Here is a 17111-nt window from a genome sequence, read left to right as displayed (position 1 = left end):
TGATGTCCAAAATTTTGTTTCTTATTCAGAAACATTTATTGTTAACGTTTTGCTTGTTCAGTTTTCAAAGTTCATTTTGTGCGCTCTGTTTGGTAGCGACTCTTATTATGTTAACATTCAATAAATGTTATGTCAACACTTTTTATTTTCTGTTGTTATATTTCCAACAGCAGTCTTTATATAATACCAACATTTTTTTATTAAGTCAATACTTTTAAAAACTTTTAATATCTTAGCGACTTTTAATATAATATCAATTCGCCAGCAATTAGTCAATACTTTTTATAAAATAATTTATCTATATAAATACTACCCCTTAATGCAAGACCAATAGAACAAAAGAATACCGTTGTTTTCTATCCATTTGCACTAACTGTACTTACCTCTATTGTAGAAATATATAATAACTATATCGATACTTAATGAAAAATAAAGAAGGAATTACACCATGTAACTCCCCTTTCTGATTAATATTCTATTGCTTTGCGGTTCTTCTAATTTGACCACCAAAAGAAATAAAAATTCGCTTTCTTTTCTGCATATCTATGGCGATAGTTCAATTATAGTTTTCAATAGATCATCAACCTTTAGTAATTATACGTGAAATATGGAAATTACGAATAGTCGATAAGTCAATAATCTCACCTGTATTTATTAATTTTACTAGCGGTCTTGTCAGTGCATATCGATTAATGAACATGACTTCTGCATATTCTAAATTTGATAACTCTACCTGTGTTCCAATTGGTAAATCGGCGATGATATCAATTAACGCTTGAACAACTTTAATATCAAACTTTCCAAACTCTTCTTCTTTAATCATTTCAATGACTTTAAAAGGTGATTGTTTCGAGCGATATAAGCGTTCACTTGTCATCGCATGGAAAACGTCTGCTACTGCAATAATTTGCGAATAAATAGTAATGACCGATCCTCGTTCTCCTTTTGGATACCCACTTCCATCTAAACGTTCATGGTGTTGGAAAATTGCCTCTTTCATATCATTTTTTAAAGCTGTTAAACCTTTTACCATCTGATAGCTATATTCAGGATGTTTACGTATTTCTACAAACTCATCTGGTGTTAATGTTGTTTTCTTTTCACGAATACGGGTTGGAATCTTTGCCATTCCACAGTCAGCTAACATACCTGCAATAGCCATTTGAATTGCTGTTCCGCGATCATACCCGAGTTTTTGTGTAATCACACCTGCAATTAAGCCTGTTGCCACACAATGATGATATAAATAATCGTTTACATTTGAATAACTATTTAAATCAAATATATAAGATCGTTTTTCTAGTACACCTTCAATTAATGGAATCATGACATTTCGAACTTTTGTAATATCAACACGTGCTCCTGCTTGCCAATTTTTAAATTCTTTATTTAAATAAGCAACAGCCTCTTTATAAGAACGTTCAAACGGTGTTACTGTCGGTACAGGTACTTCTATAATTACTTCTCTTTCTTCATCATCTTTAGTAAGGATTTCTTCCCGTCCTTTAAATATAAGCACTTTATTTATATGAAATGCTTTGAAAACATGAAGATGCTCATGATTAATTTTAGTGTTTTTTAAAATTATCGGATATTGTGTGTTAGCAAAAATATCTTCAGCTACAACTTTCCCTAATCTTAAGTCTGATATATTTACATATGTAGCTTCCAATGTTAAAACCACCTTTAACAAAAAAGTTTTCTTTCATTGTATCGAAGTATGTAAACAAATGTAAGAACTAATTTATATTTTGCATCATATATTGAAAAAGAAGGGGGTCCAGAAAATTTCTGGACTCCCCTTTACTCCTCAATAATTCCCCATTAAGAAATATTGCTCCTGCGGTGGTCACATCAAAATGCCACCATCCTCGTCTCAAAGGTTCCGCCTCAAAATGTCTTTTCAGACGACCCCTTCTCTCACGATTATTCAGCTGTTGCTTCTGATTCTTCTAAATCTTCTATATCAGTTGCATCTTCTGTGTCTTCTTTTTCTACTTTTGCAACTGTAGCTACTAACTCATCTTCACCAAGACGAATTAAACGAACACCTTGCGTATTTCGACCAATGACAGAAATATCATTTACATCCATACGAATTAACATACCATTAATTGTAATGAGCATAATATCTTCTGAGCCACCAATTGTCTTCACCGCACACATCGGTCCGTTCTTTTCTGTCACTTGGATTGTTTTAATACCTACACCACCGCGACTTTGTAGACGGTATTCAGATTCAGATGTACGTTTTCCATAACCTTTTTCTGTTACAACGAGAATCTCTTGGCCTTCTTCTAAAATTTCCATACCTACTACATAATCGCCATCGCGCAATTTAATACCACGGACCCCTGCAGCTGTACGACCCATCGAACGAATATCTTCCTCTTTGAAACGAACTAACATCCCATCATGCGTACCAATCACTACTTGTTTCTGTCCATCTGTTAAACGAACTGAGATTAAATCATCCTCTTCATGTAAACTAATAGCAATTAGACCATTTGTACGGATATTCGCGAATTGCGACACTGGTGTACGTTTTGTAATACCTGTTTTCGTTGTAAAAATGAAGTATGCATCTTTATCAAATGATTCTACACGAATCATGGCTGTGACATGCTCATTTTTTTCGATATTTAACAGATTGACGATTGGTAACCCTTTTGCTGTACGTCCAAATTCAGGGATTTCATAACCCTTCGCTTTAAATGCACGTCCTTTTGAAGTGAAGAACAAGATTGTATCATGTGTAGAAGTAGATAGTAGATGTTCTACAAAATCATCTTCGTTTGTTCCCATTCCTTGTACACCACGACCCCCACGCTTCTGACTACGATATGTGTTCGCTGCTAGACGTTTAATATAACCATTATGTGTTAATGTCACAACAGAGTTTTCACGTGGAATTAAATCTTCATCTTCAATCGTTTCTAAACCGCCAGAAGTAATTTCTGTACGACGTTTATCATTGAATCGTTCTTTAATTTCTGTTAACTCGTTACGAATAATTTCTACGACTCTCGTCTCATCTGCTAAAATCGCTTTTAATTCTGCAATGAGTACTTGTAATTCTTGATATTCATCTTCGATTTTCTCACGCTCTAATCCACTCAAGCGCACTAAACGCATATCTAAAATGGCTTGTGCTTGTCGCTCTGTTAAGCTGAAACGCTCCATTAGCACAGGTTTAGCCTCATCTCCACTGCGGGAACTACGGATAATACTAATAATCTCATCAATATGATCCAGTGCAATACGTAAACCCTCTAAAATATGAGCACGGTCTTCTGCTTTACGAAGTTCAAATGCTGTACGACGCGTAATGACAACCTTTTGATGTTCTAAGTAGTGATATAACATCTCTTTCAAACTAAGTACTTTTGGTTGGCCATCTACTAAAGCCAGCATATTAATACCAAAGCTCGATTGCATCGCCGTTTGTTTAAATAAGTTATTTAAAACAACATTGGCATTAGCATCACGGCGAATTTCAATTACAACACGCATACCACGACGGTCTGATTCGTCACGTAAATGCGTGATACCATCGATTTTTTTATCGCGAACAAGCTCTGCAATTTTCTCAATTAACTTTGCCTTATTTACTTGGTAAGGTAATTCATGAATTAAAATCGTTTCTTTCCCATTCGATGTTTGTTCAATTTCAACTTTCGCACGAATGATAATCGAGCCGCGCCCTGTTTCATACGCACGACGAATACCAGAACGACCTAAAATAATCCCACCTGTTGGGAAATCTGGTCCTGGCATAATCTCCATTAATTCTTCTGTTGTAATGGCTGGATTTTCTGAAATAGCTAATACAGCATCAATTGTTTCACCTAATTGATGTGGCGGAATATTTGTTGCCATACCAACGGCAATCCCTGCAGCACCATTGACTAGAAGGTTTGGATAACGAGCCGGTAATACTTTTGGTTCGTTTTCACTACCATCATAGTTCGGTTCATAATCAATTGTATCTTTGTTGATGTCACGTAGCATTTCCATCGCGATTTTTGACATACGCGATTCTGTATAACGCATTGCTGCAGCACCATCGCCATCGATAGAACCAAAGTTACCATGACCATCGACTAACATATAGCGATAGCTAAAATCTTGCGCCATACGTACCATTGCCTCGTAAATAGAAGAGTCCCCATGTGGGTGAAATTTACCCATGACGTCCCCGACAATACGTGCACTCTTTTTATATGGTTTATCTGCTGTGTTTCCTAGTTCCTGCATACCATATAAAATACGACGATGTACAGGTTTTAAACCATCACGTACATCCGGTAATGCACGTGAAACAATTACACTCATCGCATAACTTAAAAATGATGTTTTAATTTCAGTTGTAATATTTCTTGATTCAATGTTTCCATGTTGAATATCAGACAAAATAAGGACCTCCTTCCAATTGCACTAAATATCCAAGTCTTGCACGTATACTGCATTTTCCTCAATAAAGTCACGACGAGGTGCAACTTCATCGCCCATTAAATGATCGAAAATTTTATCAGCTTCTATTGCATCATCAAGCTCTACTCGAATTAATGTACGGTGCTCTGGATCCATCGTTGTATCCCAAAGTTGTTCTGCATTCATCTCACCAAGACCTTTATAACGTTGTACATTCGGTTTTGGCATTTTCGGTAAACGCGCTAAAATCTCTTCTAATTCTTTATCTGAATAACAGTATTCTACATGCTTTCCTTGCTTCACTTGATACAGCGGTGGCTTCGCAGCATACACATAACCGGCTTCGATTAATGGGCGCATAAAGCGGAAGAAGAATGTTAATAGTAATACACGAATATGAGCACCATCGACATCGGCATCTGTCATAATAACGATTTTATGATAGCGTGCTTTTTCTAAATTGAATTCTTCTCCAATACCTGTGCCAAACGCTGTAATCATTGCACGAATTTCAGCATTGGAAAGAATCTTATCTAAACGTGCTTTCTCCACATTTAAAATCTTACCGCGTAGTGGCAAAATAGCTTGGAAGTGGCGATCACGACCAGATTTTGCTGAACCACCTGCAGAGTCACCTTCTACAATATAAATTTCACATTCTGCTGGATTGGTTGATGAGCAGTCAGCTAGTTTCCCTGGCAAGCTCGATACTTCAAGCGCTGATTTCCGACGTGTAAATTCACGCGCTTTTTTCGCTGCAACACGTGCACGTGCCGCCATTGTTCCTTTTTCAACAACTTGACGTGCAACAGAAGGGTTTTCAAGCATAAAGCGTTCAAACCCTTCTGAAAATAGCTGGTTCGTAATTTGACTGACTTCAGAGTTACCTAACTTTGTTTTAGTCTGCCCTTCAAATTGTGGATCAGGATGTTTGACAGAAACAATAGCGGTTAACCCTTCCCGAACATCTTCCCCTGTTAAGTTAGCCTCGTTATCTTTAATTAAGTTAGCTTTCCGTGCGTAGTCATTAATCACACGTGTTAGCGCTGTTTTAAAGCCGGATTCGTGTGTACCGCCTTCATATGTGTTGATATTGTTTGCAAAAGACATAATCGTTGATGAGAAGCCTGCATTATACTGCATCGCTATTTCAACTGAAATACCGTCTTTTTCACCTGAAACATCAATCGGATCATGAATAGGCTCTTTGTTTGCATTTAAATGTTCTACATAAGAGCGAATACCACCTTCGTAGTAGAATACATTTTCACGTACTTCTGTTTCTCGCTCATCACGAATGATAATACGAATGCCTCGATTTAAGTAGGCCAATTCACGACAACGTGTTGCTAAAATATCGTATTCATACGTAGTTGTTTCACGGAAAATTTCACTGTCAGCTTTAAAGCGAGTTACTGTACCTGTTTCTTCTGAATCGCCAATAATCTTTAAAGGCTGTACTGTTTGACCGCGCTCAAATTTAATTGCATGAATATGTCCATCACGTTTTACATATACTTCTGTAGCAATAGATAAAGCATTTACAACAGATGCACCTACACCATGTAAACCACCTGATACTTTATATCCGCCGCCGCCAAATTTACCACCAGCATGTAGTACGGTCATAATAACTTCAACAGCTGGTAAGCCCATTTTCTCTTGCAAGCTTACAGGAATTCCTCGGCCATTATCCTCAACCCGAATCCAGTTATCCGGCTCAATTGCTACAGTGATATCTGTACAAAACCCTGCTAATGCTTCATCAATACTATTATCAACAATTTCCCATACAAGATGATGCAAGCCTTTTGAACTTGTTGAACCGATGTACATACCTGGACGCTTTCGTACCGCTTCTAAGCCCTCTAATACTTGTATTTGGTCAGCATCATAATTTTGCTGTACTTTATTTTCCTCTAAAGCCACCTTGTCCACCTACTCTTTCGTAACTTCAGTATGCCTCTATATAAATAACATTAAGCCCTATGTTATTGTTCGATCGTTCCTTGTTTCACATGGAACATTTTTGCGTTTTGAATTGTTTCATGGTGAATCCCCTCTACACTTGTTGTTGTAACAAATGTTTGTACTTCACCTTGAATTGTATTTAATAAATGGGATTGACGATAATCATCTAACTCCGATAATACGTCGTCCAATAGTAAAATGGGTGCTTCTTTCGTTTCTTGCTTAATCAATTCGATTTCAGCTAACTTAAGTGATAGTGCTGTGGTTCTTTGTTGCCCTTGCGAACCGTACACTTGTACGTCATAGTCGTTTACAAAAAATTGTAAATCATCTCTATGCGGACCTACTAATGTTACGCCACGTTCAATTTCCCGTTTTTTTGCCTCTGCCATTTTCTCTTCAAGATGTGCTGTCATCTTTTCAACAGACCACTCTGCGTTCATACCACTTACCGCTCGATACTTAATTATAAGCTTTTCTTTCCCTTGTGAAATCCCTGCATGAATAGGTTCAGCCCAAGCTTGTAATAGCTCCATAAACTCATAACGCTTGCGGATAATCTTCACAGCAGCTTGAATATATTGTTCTGTATAAACGTCAAACATCACATCATTTACGAGTGTTGCACGCCCTTGATTTGTCTTTAATAAATGATTACGCTGCTTTAGAATTTTTTGGAAAGTCAATAAATCATGTAAATAAACCGGCGAGATTTGCCCAATTTCCATATCGATAAAACGACGTCTTATTTGCGGACTGCCTTTTACAACATTTAAATCTTCAGGAGCAAACATCACAACATTCATCTGCCCAACGTATTCACTTAGGCGTGATTGTTCAATATGATTCACTTTCCCTTTTTTTCCCTTTTTAGATACCGTTAATTGTATTGGAATACTGCCATAACGTTTCTGTACAACACCTTCTATTTTACCATAGTCTTGTTCCCAACGTATTAATTCTTTATCGTTCGATGTGCGGTGGGATTTTGCCATCGCGAGTACATAAATGGATTCCATCACATTTGTTTTACCCTGTGCATTTTCACCGATGAACACATTAATCTTTGGAGAAAATTCAAGAGCAAGTGACTCATAATTTCGATAGTTAGTTAGCTGTAAACGCTCAATATTCATTATTAGTCTCCAATTTCACTCGCAATACGGAAACGACCTATGCCTGGAATGTTCACAACATCCCCGTCACGTAATTTACGTCCACGGCGATCATCTACTTCCCCATTCACATACACGGTATTTTCTGATAAAAACCACTTAGCCATTCCCCCAGAACTAATTGCATCTGTTATTTTTAATAGCTGGCCTAGTGTTATAAATTCTGTATCAATTAAGATGTCCTTCAAAATCATTCATCCTCCGGTTAACAAGCTTTATCCTTTTATCATACCAAAAAAGTGTTTAAGAAGTAAAAGAGAGTTGCTTCAATTCGTTTTGAAGCAACTCTCTTCTCTTTACTTAAATCGTTTAATATGTGCGTACAGGTAAGATTAATTGGAGAATAGAATCATCATGAACAGCACGTAAAATGAATGGACGCATTGCACCAGTAAATTGAATGATGACATCTTGGCCATCAATGGCTTTTAATGCTTCCATCATATATTTTGCGCTAAATGAAATTTTTAACGTATCTCCTTCAAGTGATTCTACTTGTATTTGTTCTTGTACTTTCCCGATTTCAGGAGAATTCGATGAAATTTCAATTGCATTTCCTTCTAATGTTTCCAGACGAACAACGTTATTGCGATCTTCACGTGCTAAAAGGGATGCACGATCAATAGCTTGTAACAATGCTTTCCCGTTAATTGTGACATTCGTTTGATAGCTCTCAGGTATTAAACGTGATGTATCAGGGTAATTCCCTTCCAGTAAACGTGAAAAGAACAACATGTTATCCGCTTTAAAAAGAACCTGTTGATTAGTCATAACAATTTGTACAGGGTTTGTAGAATCTTCTAAAATTTTGTTTAATTCATTTAAACTTTTACCTGGAATAACTACACTAGATACCCCTAAAGGTAATTGCTCTAATTTTGTTTTTCGACGCGCTAAACGGTGACTATCTGTTGCAACACATACTAATTCCCCGTCTTGGATATTCCAATTGACCCCTGTTAATACAGGTCTACTCTCCGATGTTGCGACAGCAAAAACTGTTTCTCGAATAATTGATTTTAACAAATCTGCAGGAATTGTAAAGCGTTCTTCTGCTGAGATTTCTGGTAATAGAGGATATTCAATTGCATCTTGTCCAATTAAATGGAATTCTGATTTACCAGAGCGAATATACGTAGCAAAGCCATTTGTTACTTCAATTTCAACATCGTTTGTTGGCAATTTACGGACAATTTCATTGAACATACGTGCTTGTAATACAATTGATCCTGTTGTTGTAATTGTCATAATTTGTTCGCCGTTTTCTTCAGCTGGAATAAATGTCTGGATTGTAATATCTTGATCGCTACCTGTTAAACTAACTCCTTCGTTTGTTACATCGATTTTAATACCTGTCAAAATAGGCACAGTTGTTTTTGAGCTAACGGCTTTCATTACATCATTCAAACCGGCTAATAAATAATCGCGCATAATCTCAAATTTCATCATTTTTACCTCGCTTATATAATTATTTATTATTTAAAAGATTAATAGATATAGTAATAGGTCCTGTGGATTTGTGGATAAGTATGTTTCAAAGGCATGAAATCAGTCTATCCACATGTAGATAGACTGTGCATAACTTGACTGAAAAATACATATTTTATCCACAACATTACTTACCTAGCATACTGCGAATTTGTTTAATATCTTGCTGTAGTTGTTGATCGGTTTTAAGCAGTGAAGCAATTTTCTCATGAGCATGAATGACGGTTGTATGATCACGCCCCCCAAATTCTTCCCCAATTTTAGGCAATGAAAAATCAGTGAGTTCACGTGATAAGTACATGGCTACTTGTCGTGGGAAAGCAATTGATTTTGTACGTTTCTTTGCTGAAAAATCTTCTAAACGAATATTAAAATGCTCTCCTACAGCATTTTGAATGTCTAAAATCGAAATCATGCGCGGTTTTGCATTTGGCATAATATCTTTTAATGCAGCAGCAGCAAGTTCTGGCGTCACTTCCTCATGTACTAAAGAAGAGTAAGCAACAACCCGTATTAAAGCCCCTTCTAATTCACGAATATTGGAATCAATCTGATTTGCTATATAGAGCATTACTTCATTTGGAATATCAAGTCCATCTGCTTTGGCCTTTTTACGTAAAATAGCAATACGTGTTTCTAAATCAGGTGGGGCAATGTCTGTAATGAGTCCCCATTCAAAGCGTGAACGTAAGCGATCCTCCAATGTTGGAATTTCCTTTGGTGGACGGTCACTTGATATAACAATTTGTTTAGATTCCTCATGTAATGTATTAAATGTATGGAAAAATTCTTCTTGTGTAGATTCTTTCCCCGCTAAAAATTGGATATCGTCTATTAACAGTACGTCAACATTGCGGTATTTATTACGAAAATCGATCGCTTTATTGTCACGTATGGAGTTAATAAATTCATTTGTAAACTTTTCAGATGATAGATAAACTACTTTGGCATTTGGATTTTGTTCTAATACGTAATGACCGATTGCGTGCATTAAGTGCGTTTTTCCAAGTCCTACTCCCCCATAAATGAAAAAAGGATTATAGGCTTTTGCGGGTGCTTCAGCAACAGCTAGTGAAGCAGCGTGTGCAAACCGATTACCAGATCCGATGACGAATGTATCAAACGTGTATTTTGGATTCAGCATTCCGGGCGAAATATCATGTTGGTCGCTTGACTTCCCTTGAATTTTTGGTGCTGGGAGCTCGAAATCTTCAGCCCCTTGATCTTTTTGAACAACGAATTTGATGAGCAAGTCTTCCCCTGTAAGTTCCGTTAAAATGCCTGTAATCAAGTGAACATAGTGATTTTCTAACCAGTCGCGTGCAAATGAATTAGGAGCTGCAATGGTCACGTTAGATCCCTTATAGGAAAGAAGTTTAGTTGATTTAAGCCATGTTTCGAAGCTTGGTTTTGAAATCTTTTGTTCGACTTGCGCTAGGACGTTATTCCATAATTGCTCTAAATGTTCCAAGCTTTTTCGTCCTTTCATAATGTTTTTACTCTATAAAAGTGAATAGGTACTATTTATATTTCTCTAACTTTTTGTTACATTCACATAGTCACAGCCTGTGGATAAAATATATTCAATGTATGTGAAAAAAACTGTCCACAGATTATTAACAACTGTGGATAAAATATTTCCCAAAAAACTAGTCCACAAGAGAAAACATTTTCATCGTATCAAAAAAAATAAGTAATTTCAATACTTTCAATAACTTATCCACATAACTCCTGTTTATTCATATGAAAATTATCCACAGGCTATGAGTTTGTGAAAAAGTTGTAGATATAGGTTGTGGATAATTTTGAATGGTAGAAAAAATATCCACAATCATTTTGTGTAAGTAATGTTATAACTGTGGATAAAGATAGAAGATGATTGTTTGAGGGGAATATAAGGAAATAGGGAATTTTGGGTTAAACGTTGACAAAATAAGTGGTTGCTATATATAATAAGCAAGTCTGTATGGAAGAATATACGAACACTCATTTAGGAGGTGCAATATATAATGAAACGCACATATCAACCATCTAAACGTAAACACAGTAAAGTTCACGGTTTCCGCGCACGCATGAGCACAAAAAATGGTCGTAAAGTTTTAGCCGCTCGTCGTCGTAAAGGTCGTAAAGTTTTATCAGCATAAGTCCACTGAGCCACATCAGTGGTCTTTTTTTTCGTTATTTTTCATAGTTACATTGAAAAAGAAATAGATGGAGCTGGGATCTTTGAACAAACGCCAACGAATAAAAAAGAACGAAGAATTTCAGAAGGTGTTTAAAAAGGGGAAGTCATTCGCGAATCGTCAATTTGTCGTTTATTGTTTAAAAAAAGAAAACCAAACGGCGTTTCGTATCGGTTTATCTGTCGGGAAAAAGATTGGGAAAGCCGTGACACGGAATCAAATTAAACGCTATATTCGCCAAACATTTCTTGAGTTGAAAGACAACGTTCGCCAAGATATGGACTATGTTATTATCGCCAGAAATCCGGCGGCCACATTAGATTTTCACGAAACCAAGAAAAGTTTGGAGCATGTATTAAAGATTGCTAAAATGATGAAATAAAATGACAGATTATTTTATGCAACACTGAATACAGTGATTCTTGAAACAATTAGTAGAGTGTAAGCGCCAACACATGGTAAAATAACCTCTATAGAAGAAAATTGAATAGTTGCTCTAGGAGGAAGAAGGCTTGAAGAAAAGACTTTGGGTTATTCTGACGCTTGTATCAGTAGCATTGCTACTTTCAGGATGTACAGAATTTGATCAACCGATTTCAGCCGAAAGTAAAGGCTTTTGGAATGAATTTATCGTTTGGCCGCTCGTATCATTTATTAAGTATTTTTCAGATCTTTTAGGCACTTATGCGTTAGGGATTATCGTTGTAACAATTATTATTCGTTTAGCGATTTTGCCATTAACAATTAAGCAAATTAAAAGCTCGAAAAAGATGCAAGAGATTCAGCCGAAATTAAAAGAGCTTCAAGCAAAATATAGCTCTAAAGATGCTGTCACTCAGCAAAAGTATCAACAAGAAATGATGGCATTAATGCAATCCTCAGGTGTAAATCCGCTTGCAGGGTGTTTACCAATTTTTATTCAGATGCCTATTTTAATCGGCTTCTACCATGCGATTAGCCGTATGAATGCAACACCTGTTTATGAATTAGGTACATTTTTGTCCATTCCACTCGCTGAACCAAGTATTATTCTTGCTGTCGTAGCAGGTTTAATTCAATTTGTTGTATTAATGACTGGTCCAGCAATTGATAACCCACAAATGAAAGTTATGATGTATATCATGCCATTAATGATTATTGGTTTTGGTAGTGTTTTACCAGCAGCCTTATCGTTATACTGGGTAGTCGGAAATATCATTTCAGTATTACAAAACCTTGCAATTTACAAACCTTGGAATAAGAAAACGGATACTGCTACTACAGGAGGAGCAAAATAGTGAAACAAATTACGCAAATAGGCGCAACAGTCAATGAAGCGATCTCATTAGCGTTACAAAAGCTTGGCAAAACCCGTGAGCAAGTAGATGTAGAAGTTTTACAAGAAGGTAAAAAAGGATTTTTAGGTTTTGGTGCACGCAATGCAGAAATACGCGTCACAGTGAAAGAAAATGTTCAAGCAATTACTGAGGAAGAAGTTGTAACTGAACCTCAGTCAGCTGAGTCGGCTAAAGGGGACCAACCAATCATTCAACAATCTGTTGAAGACAAGCCTGCCAGCGAAGAAAACGGGGAAGAGCCAGTTCAAGTCGTAAATGACGATCAACCTGAAGTGCAAGAACAAAATCCTATTGAAGAGGCAAAAGCATATTTAATGCAGATTGCCCTTGCAATGGACATTACAGATTTGACAATTCACACGGAATCAGAAGGCAAATATGTATCATTTAAGCTAGAAAGTGAGAAAGCAGCATTTTTAATTGGTAAGCGTGGTCAAACATTGAATGCATTGCAACAATTAACACAACTCGTATTAAATAAAAGTGCTAAGTCTTTTATGCTTGTTAAGCTGGATGTAGAAGATTACCGTGAACGCCGTCAAGTAGCGTTAGAACAACTAGCAGAGAGGATGGCAGATAAAGCTATTCGTACACGTAAAGTTGTTAAATTCGAACCGATGCCGTCGTATGAGCGAAAGATTATTCATAACGCACTGGCAAATCGATTGGATATAGAAACGTATTCAGAAGGTGTTGAGCCAAATCGCTATTTAGTGATTGAACCACTTAAGTAAACATACAGACAATGGACAGAGGTATCGCAACTTGCGACTGCCTCTGTTTTTCTTTTGTAGCAACATGAGATATTCATTTATGTTACGTTGTCTTAATAAGTAAGGAAGAAATAAGATACCTTGGTAACAGGAAAGTAAAGGATATGCTACTTTTAAATTAGCTTCACTTTAGATTTTAAAGAAAATATGTTAGTCTAAATTGTTAGTAATTATAGAGCATCTACGAATTATCCACATGTGGATAATTCAGACTAATCGTAAGCACGCATATGTTCATGTTTGTCTTCACGTGTTTTTATTGCAGTCTGAAATTTTTTAAAATAAATAAAGTACACCGTTTTCGGTATTTATATAGGAGGCTATAAAATGGAGTTTGATACAATTGCTGCGATTTCCACACCAATGGGTGAAGGAGCAATTGCAATCGTCCGTTTGAGCGGAGATGAAGCAATTCGTATTGCAGATACAATATTTAAAGCGCCAAACGGCAAACGTTTAACAGAGGTCGCAACCCATACCATTCATTATGGACATTTAGTGGACCCTAAAACAGATGAGATAGTAGAGGAAGTCATGCTCTCTTTAATGCGTGGACCGAAAACATTTACACGCGAGGATGTAGTAGAAATTAACTGTCACGGTGGATTAGTATCGGTCAACCGTGTGCTGCAGCTTGTACTTCGAAACGGTGCACGATTAGCGGAGCCAGGAGAATTTACAAAGCGTGCCTTTTTAAATGGTCGCATCGATTTATCTCAGGCGGAAGCAGTGATGGATTTAATTCGTGCGAAAACGGATCGTGCGATGAATGTAGCACTTGGTCAAATGGATGGCAAACTGTCACGTTTAATCAATTCATTACGTCAAGCACTACTTGAGACACTGGCGCATGTGGAAGTGAATATTGATTACCCTGAATATGACGATGTAGAGGAAATGACCATTCCGATTTTGCTTGAAAAATGTACATGGGTACGGGATGAAATTATGAAGCTGCTTCAAACGTCATCGCAAGGGAAAATTTTACGTGAAGGTTTATCAACTGTTATTTTAGGCCGTCCGAATGTAGGGAAATCTTCGCTATTAAATAGTTTAGTGCACGAAAATAAAGCGATTGTGACGGATATTGCAGGAACAACTCGTGATATTATAGAGGAATATGTCAATGTACGTGGCGTACCGTTACGCTTAGTGGATACAGCAGGTATTCGTGAAACAGAGGATATCGTAGAGCGCATTGGTGTGGAACGTTCGCGAGAAGCATTAAAGGGAGCGGATTTAATCCTTCTCGTGTTAAACTATGGAGAGGCATTATCGCCTGAAGATGAACGTCTATTTGAAACAATTCAACAGATGGACTTTATCGTTGTTGTCAATAAAACAGATTTAGAGCAAAAGATTGATTTAGAACGTGTTCGTGCACTTGCAGGTGACCACCGTGTTGTGACCACTTCGCTATTAAAAGAAGAAGGTGTGATTGAATTAGAAGAGGCAATTGCAGCACTATTCTTTGAAGGGCAAGTAGAAACGGGTGATTTAACCTATGTATCGAACTCTCGCCATATTGCCTTGTTACACCAAGCACAAACATCTATTGAGGATGCATTAAACGCGGCAGAAGCAGGTGTACCCGTTGATATGATTCAAATTGATGTAACGCGTACATGGGAGATTCTTGGTGAAATCGTTGGTGATACCGTGCAAGAAAGCCTAATCAACCAACTGTTTTCACAGTTTTGCTTAGGAAAATAAAACCATGGTCATACAGATACCATAAATGTAGGCTAATCTTCGTAACAGTTAGAAGATATATTTTATATACGTAAAGTTATTTGTAGAAAGGAAGAAAGAGCATGCCAACAACTTATGAGGCAGGCACATATGATGTAATTGTCGTCGGCTCAGGACATGCTGGCGTAGAAGCAGCATATGCAGCAGCGAAATCCGGCGTAAAAACATTAATGCTGACAATCAATTTAGAGCTAATTGCCTTTATGCCCTGTAACCCGTCAATCGGTGGTCCAGCCAAAGGCATCGTCGTACGTGAAATTGATGCGTTAGGCGGCGCAATGGGCAAAGTAATCGATAAAACGCATATTCAAATGCGTATGTTAAATACAGGGAAAGGACCAGCTGTTCGTGCATTACGTGCGCAAGCCGATAAAGTCCTATACCAGCGTGAAATGAAACGCCTGCTTGAAGCGCAAGAAAACTTGCAAATTCGTCAAGCTATGGTGGAAGAGTTAATTATAGAAGATGGGGAAGTAAAAGGTGTCGTGACACAAGTCGGTGCCATTTTCCGTGCTAAAGCAGTCATTTTAACGACAGGTACATTCCTGCGCGGTGAAATCATTTTAGGTAATTTAAAATACTCATCTGGTCCTAACCACCAGCAGCCATCTATTCGTTTAGCGGATAATTTAAAAGAATTAGGCTTTGACATGGTGCGCTTTAAAACAGGAACACCACCACGTGTTAACAGTCGTACAATTGACTATTCTAAAACAGAGATTCAACCGGGGGATGATGTACCACGTGCGTTTAGCTTTGAAACAACAGAGTACATCATGGATCAGCTCCCTTGTTGGTTAACGTATACAAGTGAAAAAACGCATGACATTATTCAAAATAATCTACACTTATCTCCGATGTTCTCAGGGATGATTAAAGGAACAGGTCCGCGTTATTGTCCTTCAATTGAAGATAAAGTAACGCGTTTCGCGGATAAGCCACGCCACCAAATCTTCCTTGAGCCAGAAGGTCGTGATACACAAGAAGTATATGTACAAGGCTTCTCAACGAGCTTACCAGAGCATATTCAACGCGAAATGGTGGCAAGTATTCCAGGTCTAGAAAACGCTGAAATTATGCGTTCTGGCTACGCTATTGAATATGATGCCATTGTGCCAACCCAGCTATGGCCAACGCTTGAAACAAAGGCGATTAAAGGGTTATACACAGCTGGTCAAATTAATGGTACATCTGGATATGAGGAAGCAGCTGGTCAAGGGTTAATGGCCGGTATAAATGCAGCAGCTAAAATACAAGGGAAAGAAGAGATTATTTTATCTCGTTCAGATGCATATATCGGTGTATTAATTGATGACTTAGTGACAAAAGGGACGAACGAACCGTATCGTTTATTAACATCACGTGCAGAATATCGTTTATTATTACGTCATGATAATGCAGATTTACGCTTAACAGATGTAGGTTATCAAGTAGGCTTAATTTCGGAAGCACGATACGCGCATTTCCAACAGAAACGTGAACAAATTGAAGCGGAAATTGTCCGTTTACGTGACATCATCGTAAAGCCGAACGCTAAAACGCAGGAAACGATTCGCTCAGTTGGCGGTACAGAGTTAAAAGATGGTATCCGTGCATCTGATTTAGTGAAGCGTACAGAAATGACTTATGATCTTGTAGCTGGATTGATTGAGCCATCAGCGGTTGAATTATCAGAGGAAGTACGTGAGCAAATCGAGATTCAACTGAAATATGAAGGTTATATTCAAAAAGCGTTGCAACAAGTGGAAAAGCTGAAGAAAATGGAAGATAAGAAAATTCCAGAGGATATCGACTATGATGCTATTTCAAGCTTAGCGACGGAAGCACGTCAAAAATTAAAGCAAGTACGCCCATTATCGATTGCACAAGCGAGCCGTATTTCAGGTGTAAATCCTGCTGATATTTCCATTTTACTTGTATACATTGAGCAAGGGAAAATTGCCCGTATAGTAGAGTAATCAATATTTCTTAGTAAATATTTTATCAGGGGGTGTCCCG

Annotated in this window: 13 protein-coding genes; 6 read left to right on the top strand and 7 right to left on the bottom strand. The window is 37.4% G+C overall.

Annotation, left to right across the window (positions count from 1 at the left end; genetic code table 11):
- Positions 1 to 580: 580 nt before the first annotated feature.
- The 7 genes from AC3II9_RS07505 to dnaA all read right to left on the bottom strand — a co-directional run bounded on the left by AC3II9_RS07505 (position 581) and on the right by dnaA (position 10557).
- Positions 581 to 1672, bottom strand: a complete 1092-nt coding sequence (locus AC3II9_RS07505) for an HD-GYP domain-containing protein (protein WP_489154453.1) — start codon at positions 1670 to 1672, stop codon at positions 581 to 583.
- Positions 1673 to 1926: 254 nt separating this feature from the next.
- Positions 1927 to 4413, bottom strand: a complete 2487-nt coding sequence (gene gyrA, locus AC3II9_RS07500; RefSeq protein WP_489154451.1) for a DNA gyrase subunit A — start codon at positions 4411 to 4413, stop codon at positions 1927 to 1929.
- 24 nt (positions 4414 to 4437) lie between these two features.
- Positions 4438 to 6363, bottom strand: a complete 1926-nt coding sequence (gene gyrB / locus AC3II9_RS07495; protein WP_489154450.1) for a DNA topoisomerase (ATP-hydrolyzing) subunit B — start codon at positions 6361 to 6363, stop codon at positions 4438 to 4440.
- 62 nt (positions 6364 to 6425) lie between these two features.
- The gene (gene recF, locus AC3II9_RS07490; RefSeq protein ID WP_489154448.1) at positions 6426 to 7541 is read right to left on the bottom strand and encodes a DNA replication/repair protein RecF; all 1116 of its coding nucleotides are present in this window, start codon (positions 7539 to 7541) and stop codon (positions 6426 to 6428) included.
- 2 nt (positions 7542 to 7543) lie between these two features.
- The gene (gene yaaA / locus AC3II9_RS07485) at positions 7544 to 7774 is read right to left on the bottom strand and encodes a S4 domain-containing protein YaaA (RefSeq protein WP_489154446.1); all 231 of its coding nucleotides are present in this window, start codon (positions 7772 to 7774) and stop codon (positions 7544 to 7546) included.
- Between the two features lie 115 nt (positions 7775 to 7889).
- Positions 7890 to 9026: a DNA polymerase III subunit beta gene (gene dnaN, locus AC3II9_RS07480; RefSeq protein ID WP_489154444.1), complete on the bottom strand. Its 1137-nt coding sequence runs from the start codon at positions 9024 to 9026 to the stop codon at positions 7890 to 7892.
- Positions 9027 to 9195: 169 nt separating this feature from the next.
- Positions 9196 to 10557 (bottom strand): chromosomal replication initiator protein DnaA, encoded by a 1362-nt coding sequence (dnaA, locus tag AC3II9_RS07475; RefSeq protein WP_489154442.1) that lies wholly within the window; start codon positions 10555 to 10557, stop codon positions 9196 to 9198.
- Between the two features lie 520 nt (positions 10558 to 11077).
- Between dnaA and rpmH the strand changes: the two genes are divergently transcribed.
- The 6 genes from rpmH (at position 11078) to mnmG (ending at position 17071) form a co-directional block, all read left to right on the top strand.
- Positions 11078 to 11212 (top strand): 50S ribosomal protein L34, encoded by a 135-nt coding sequence (gene rpmH, locus AC3II9_RS07470; RefSeq protein ID WP_036152184.1) that lies wholly within the window; start codon positions 11078 to 11080, stop codon positions 11210 to 11212.
- 82 nt (positions 11213 to 11294) lie between these two features.
- On the top strand, positions 11295 to 11633 hold the full coding sequence (rnpA, locus tag AC3II9_RS07465; RefSeq protein ID WP_391376361.1) for a ribonuclease P protein component: 339 nt from the start codon (positions 11295 to 11297) through the stop codon (positions 11631 to 11633).
- Between the two features lie 130 nt (positions 11634 to 11763).
- Positions 11764 to 12528 (top strand): membrane protein insertase YidC, encoded by a 765-nt coding sequence (gene yidC, locus AC3II9_RS07460; protein WP_489154440.1) that lies wholly within the window; start codon positions 11764 to 11766, stop codon positions 12526 to 12528.
- Positions 12528 to 13322, top strand: coding sequence for an RNA-binding cell elongation regulator Jag/EloR (gene jag / locus AC3II9_RS07455; protein ID WP_489154438.1), 795 nt, complete (start codon positions 12528 to 12530; stop codon positions 13320 to 13322). The genes yidC and jag overlap by 1 nt, the downstream gene beginning before the upstream one ends.
- 366 nt (positions 13323 to 13688) lie before the next feature.
- Positions 13689 to 15074 (top strand): tRNA uridine-5-carboxymethylaminomethyl(34) synthesis GTPase MnmE, encoded by a 1386-nt coding sequence (gene mnmE / locus AC3II9_RS07450; protein ID WP_489154436.1) that lies wholly within the window; start codon positions 13689 to 13691, stop codon positions 15072 to 15074.
- 101 nt (positions 15075 to 15175) lie between these two features.
- Positions 15176 to 17071, top strand: coding sequence for a tRNA uridine-5-carboxymethylaminomethyl(34) synthesis enzyme MnmG (mnmG, locus tag AC3II9_RS07445; RefSeq protein WP_489154435.1), 1896 nt, complete (start codon positions 15176 to 15178; stop codon positions 17069 to 17071).
- Positions 17072 to 17111 lie beyond the last annotated feature (40 nt).

It is taken from the genome of Lysinibacillus sp. RU7, assembly GCF_057837305.1.
Note: the sequence above shows the minus strand (reverse complement) of the source record. Positions and strands in the feature narration are given on the sequence as shown.

Excerpts from the sequence above, each read along its gene's own strand:
- dnaN (WP_489154444.1), bottom strand. The coding sequence starts at position 9,026 with ATGAAATTTGAGATTATGCGCGATTATTTATTAGCCGGTTTGAATGAT.
- yaaA (WP_489154446.1), bottom strand. The coding sequence starts at position 7,774 with ATGATTTTGAAGGACATCTTAATTGATACAGAATTTATAACACTAGGC.
- dnaA (WP_489154442.1), bottom strand. The coding sequence starts at position 10,557 with ATGAAAGGACGAAAAAGCTTGGAACATTTAGAGCAATTATGGAATAAC.
- rpmH (WP_036152184.1), top strand. The coding sequence starts at position 11,078 with ATGAAACGCACATATCAACCATCTAAACGTAAACACAGTAAAGTTCAC.
- mnmG (WP_489154435.1), top strand. The coding sequence starts at position 15,176 with ATGCCAACAACTTATGAGGCAGGCACATATGATGTAATTGTCGTCGGC.
- recF (WP_489154448.1), bottom strand. The coding sequence starts at position 7,541 with ATGAATATTGAGCGTTTACAGCTAACTAACTATCGAAATTATGAGTCA.
- mnmE (WP_489154436.1), top strand. The coding sequence starts at position 13,689 with ATGGAGTTTGATACAATTGCTGCGATTTCCACACCAATGGGTGAAGGA.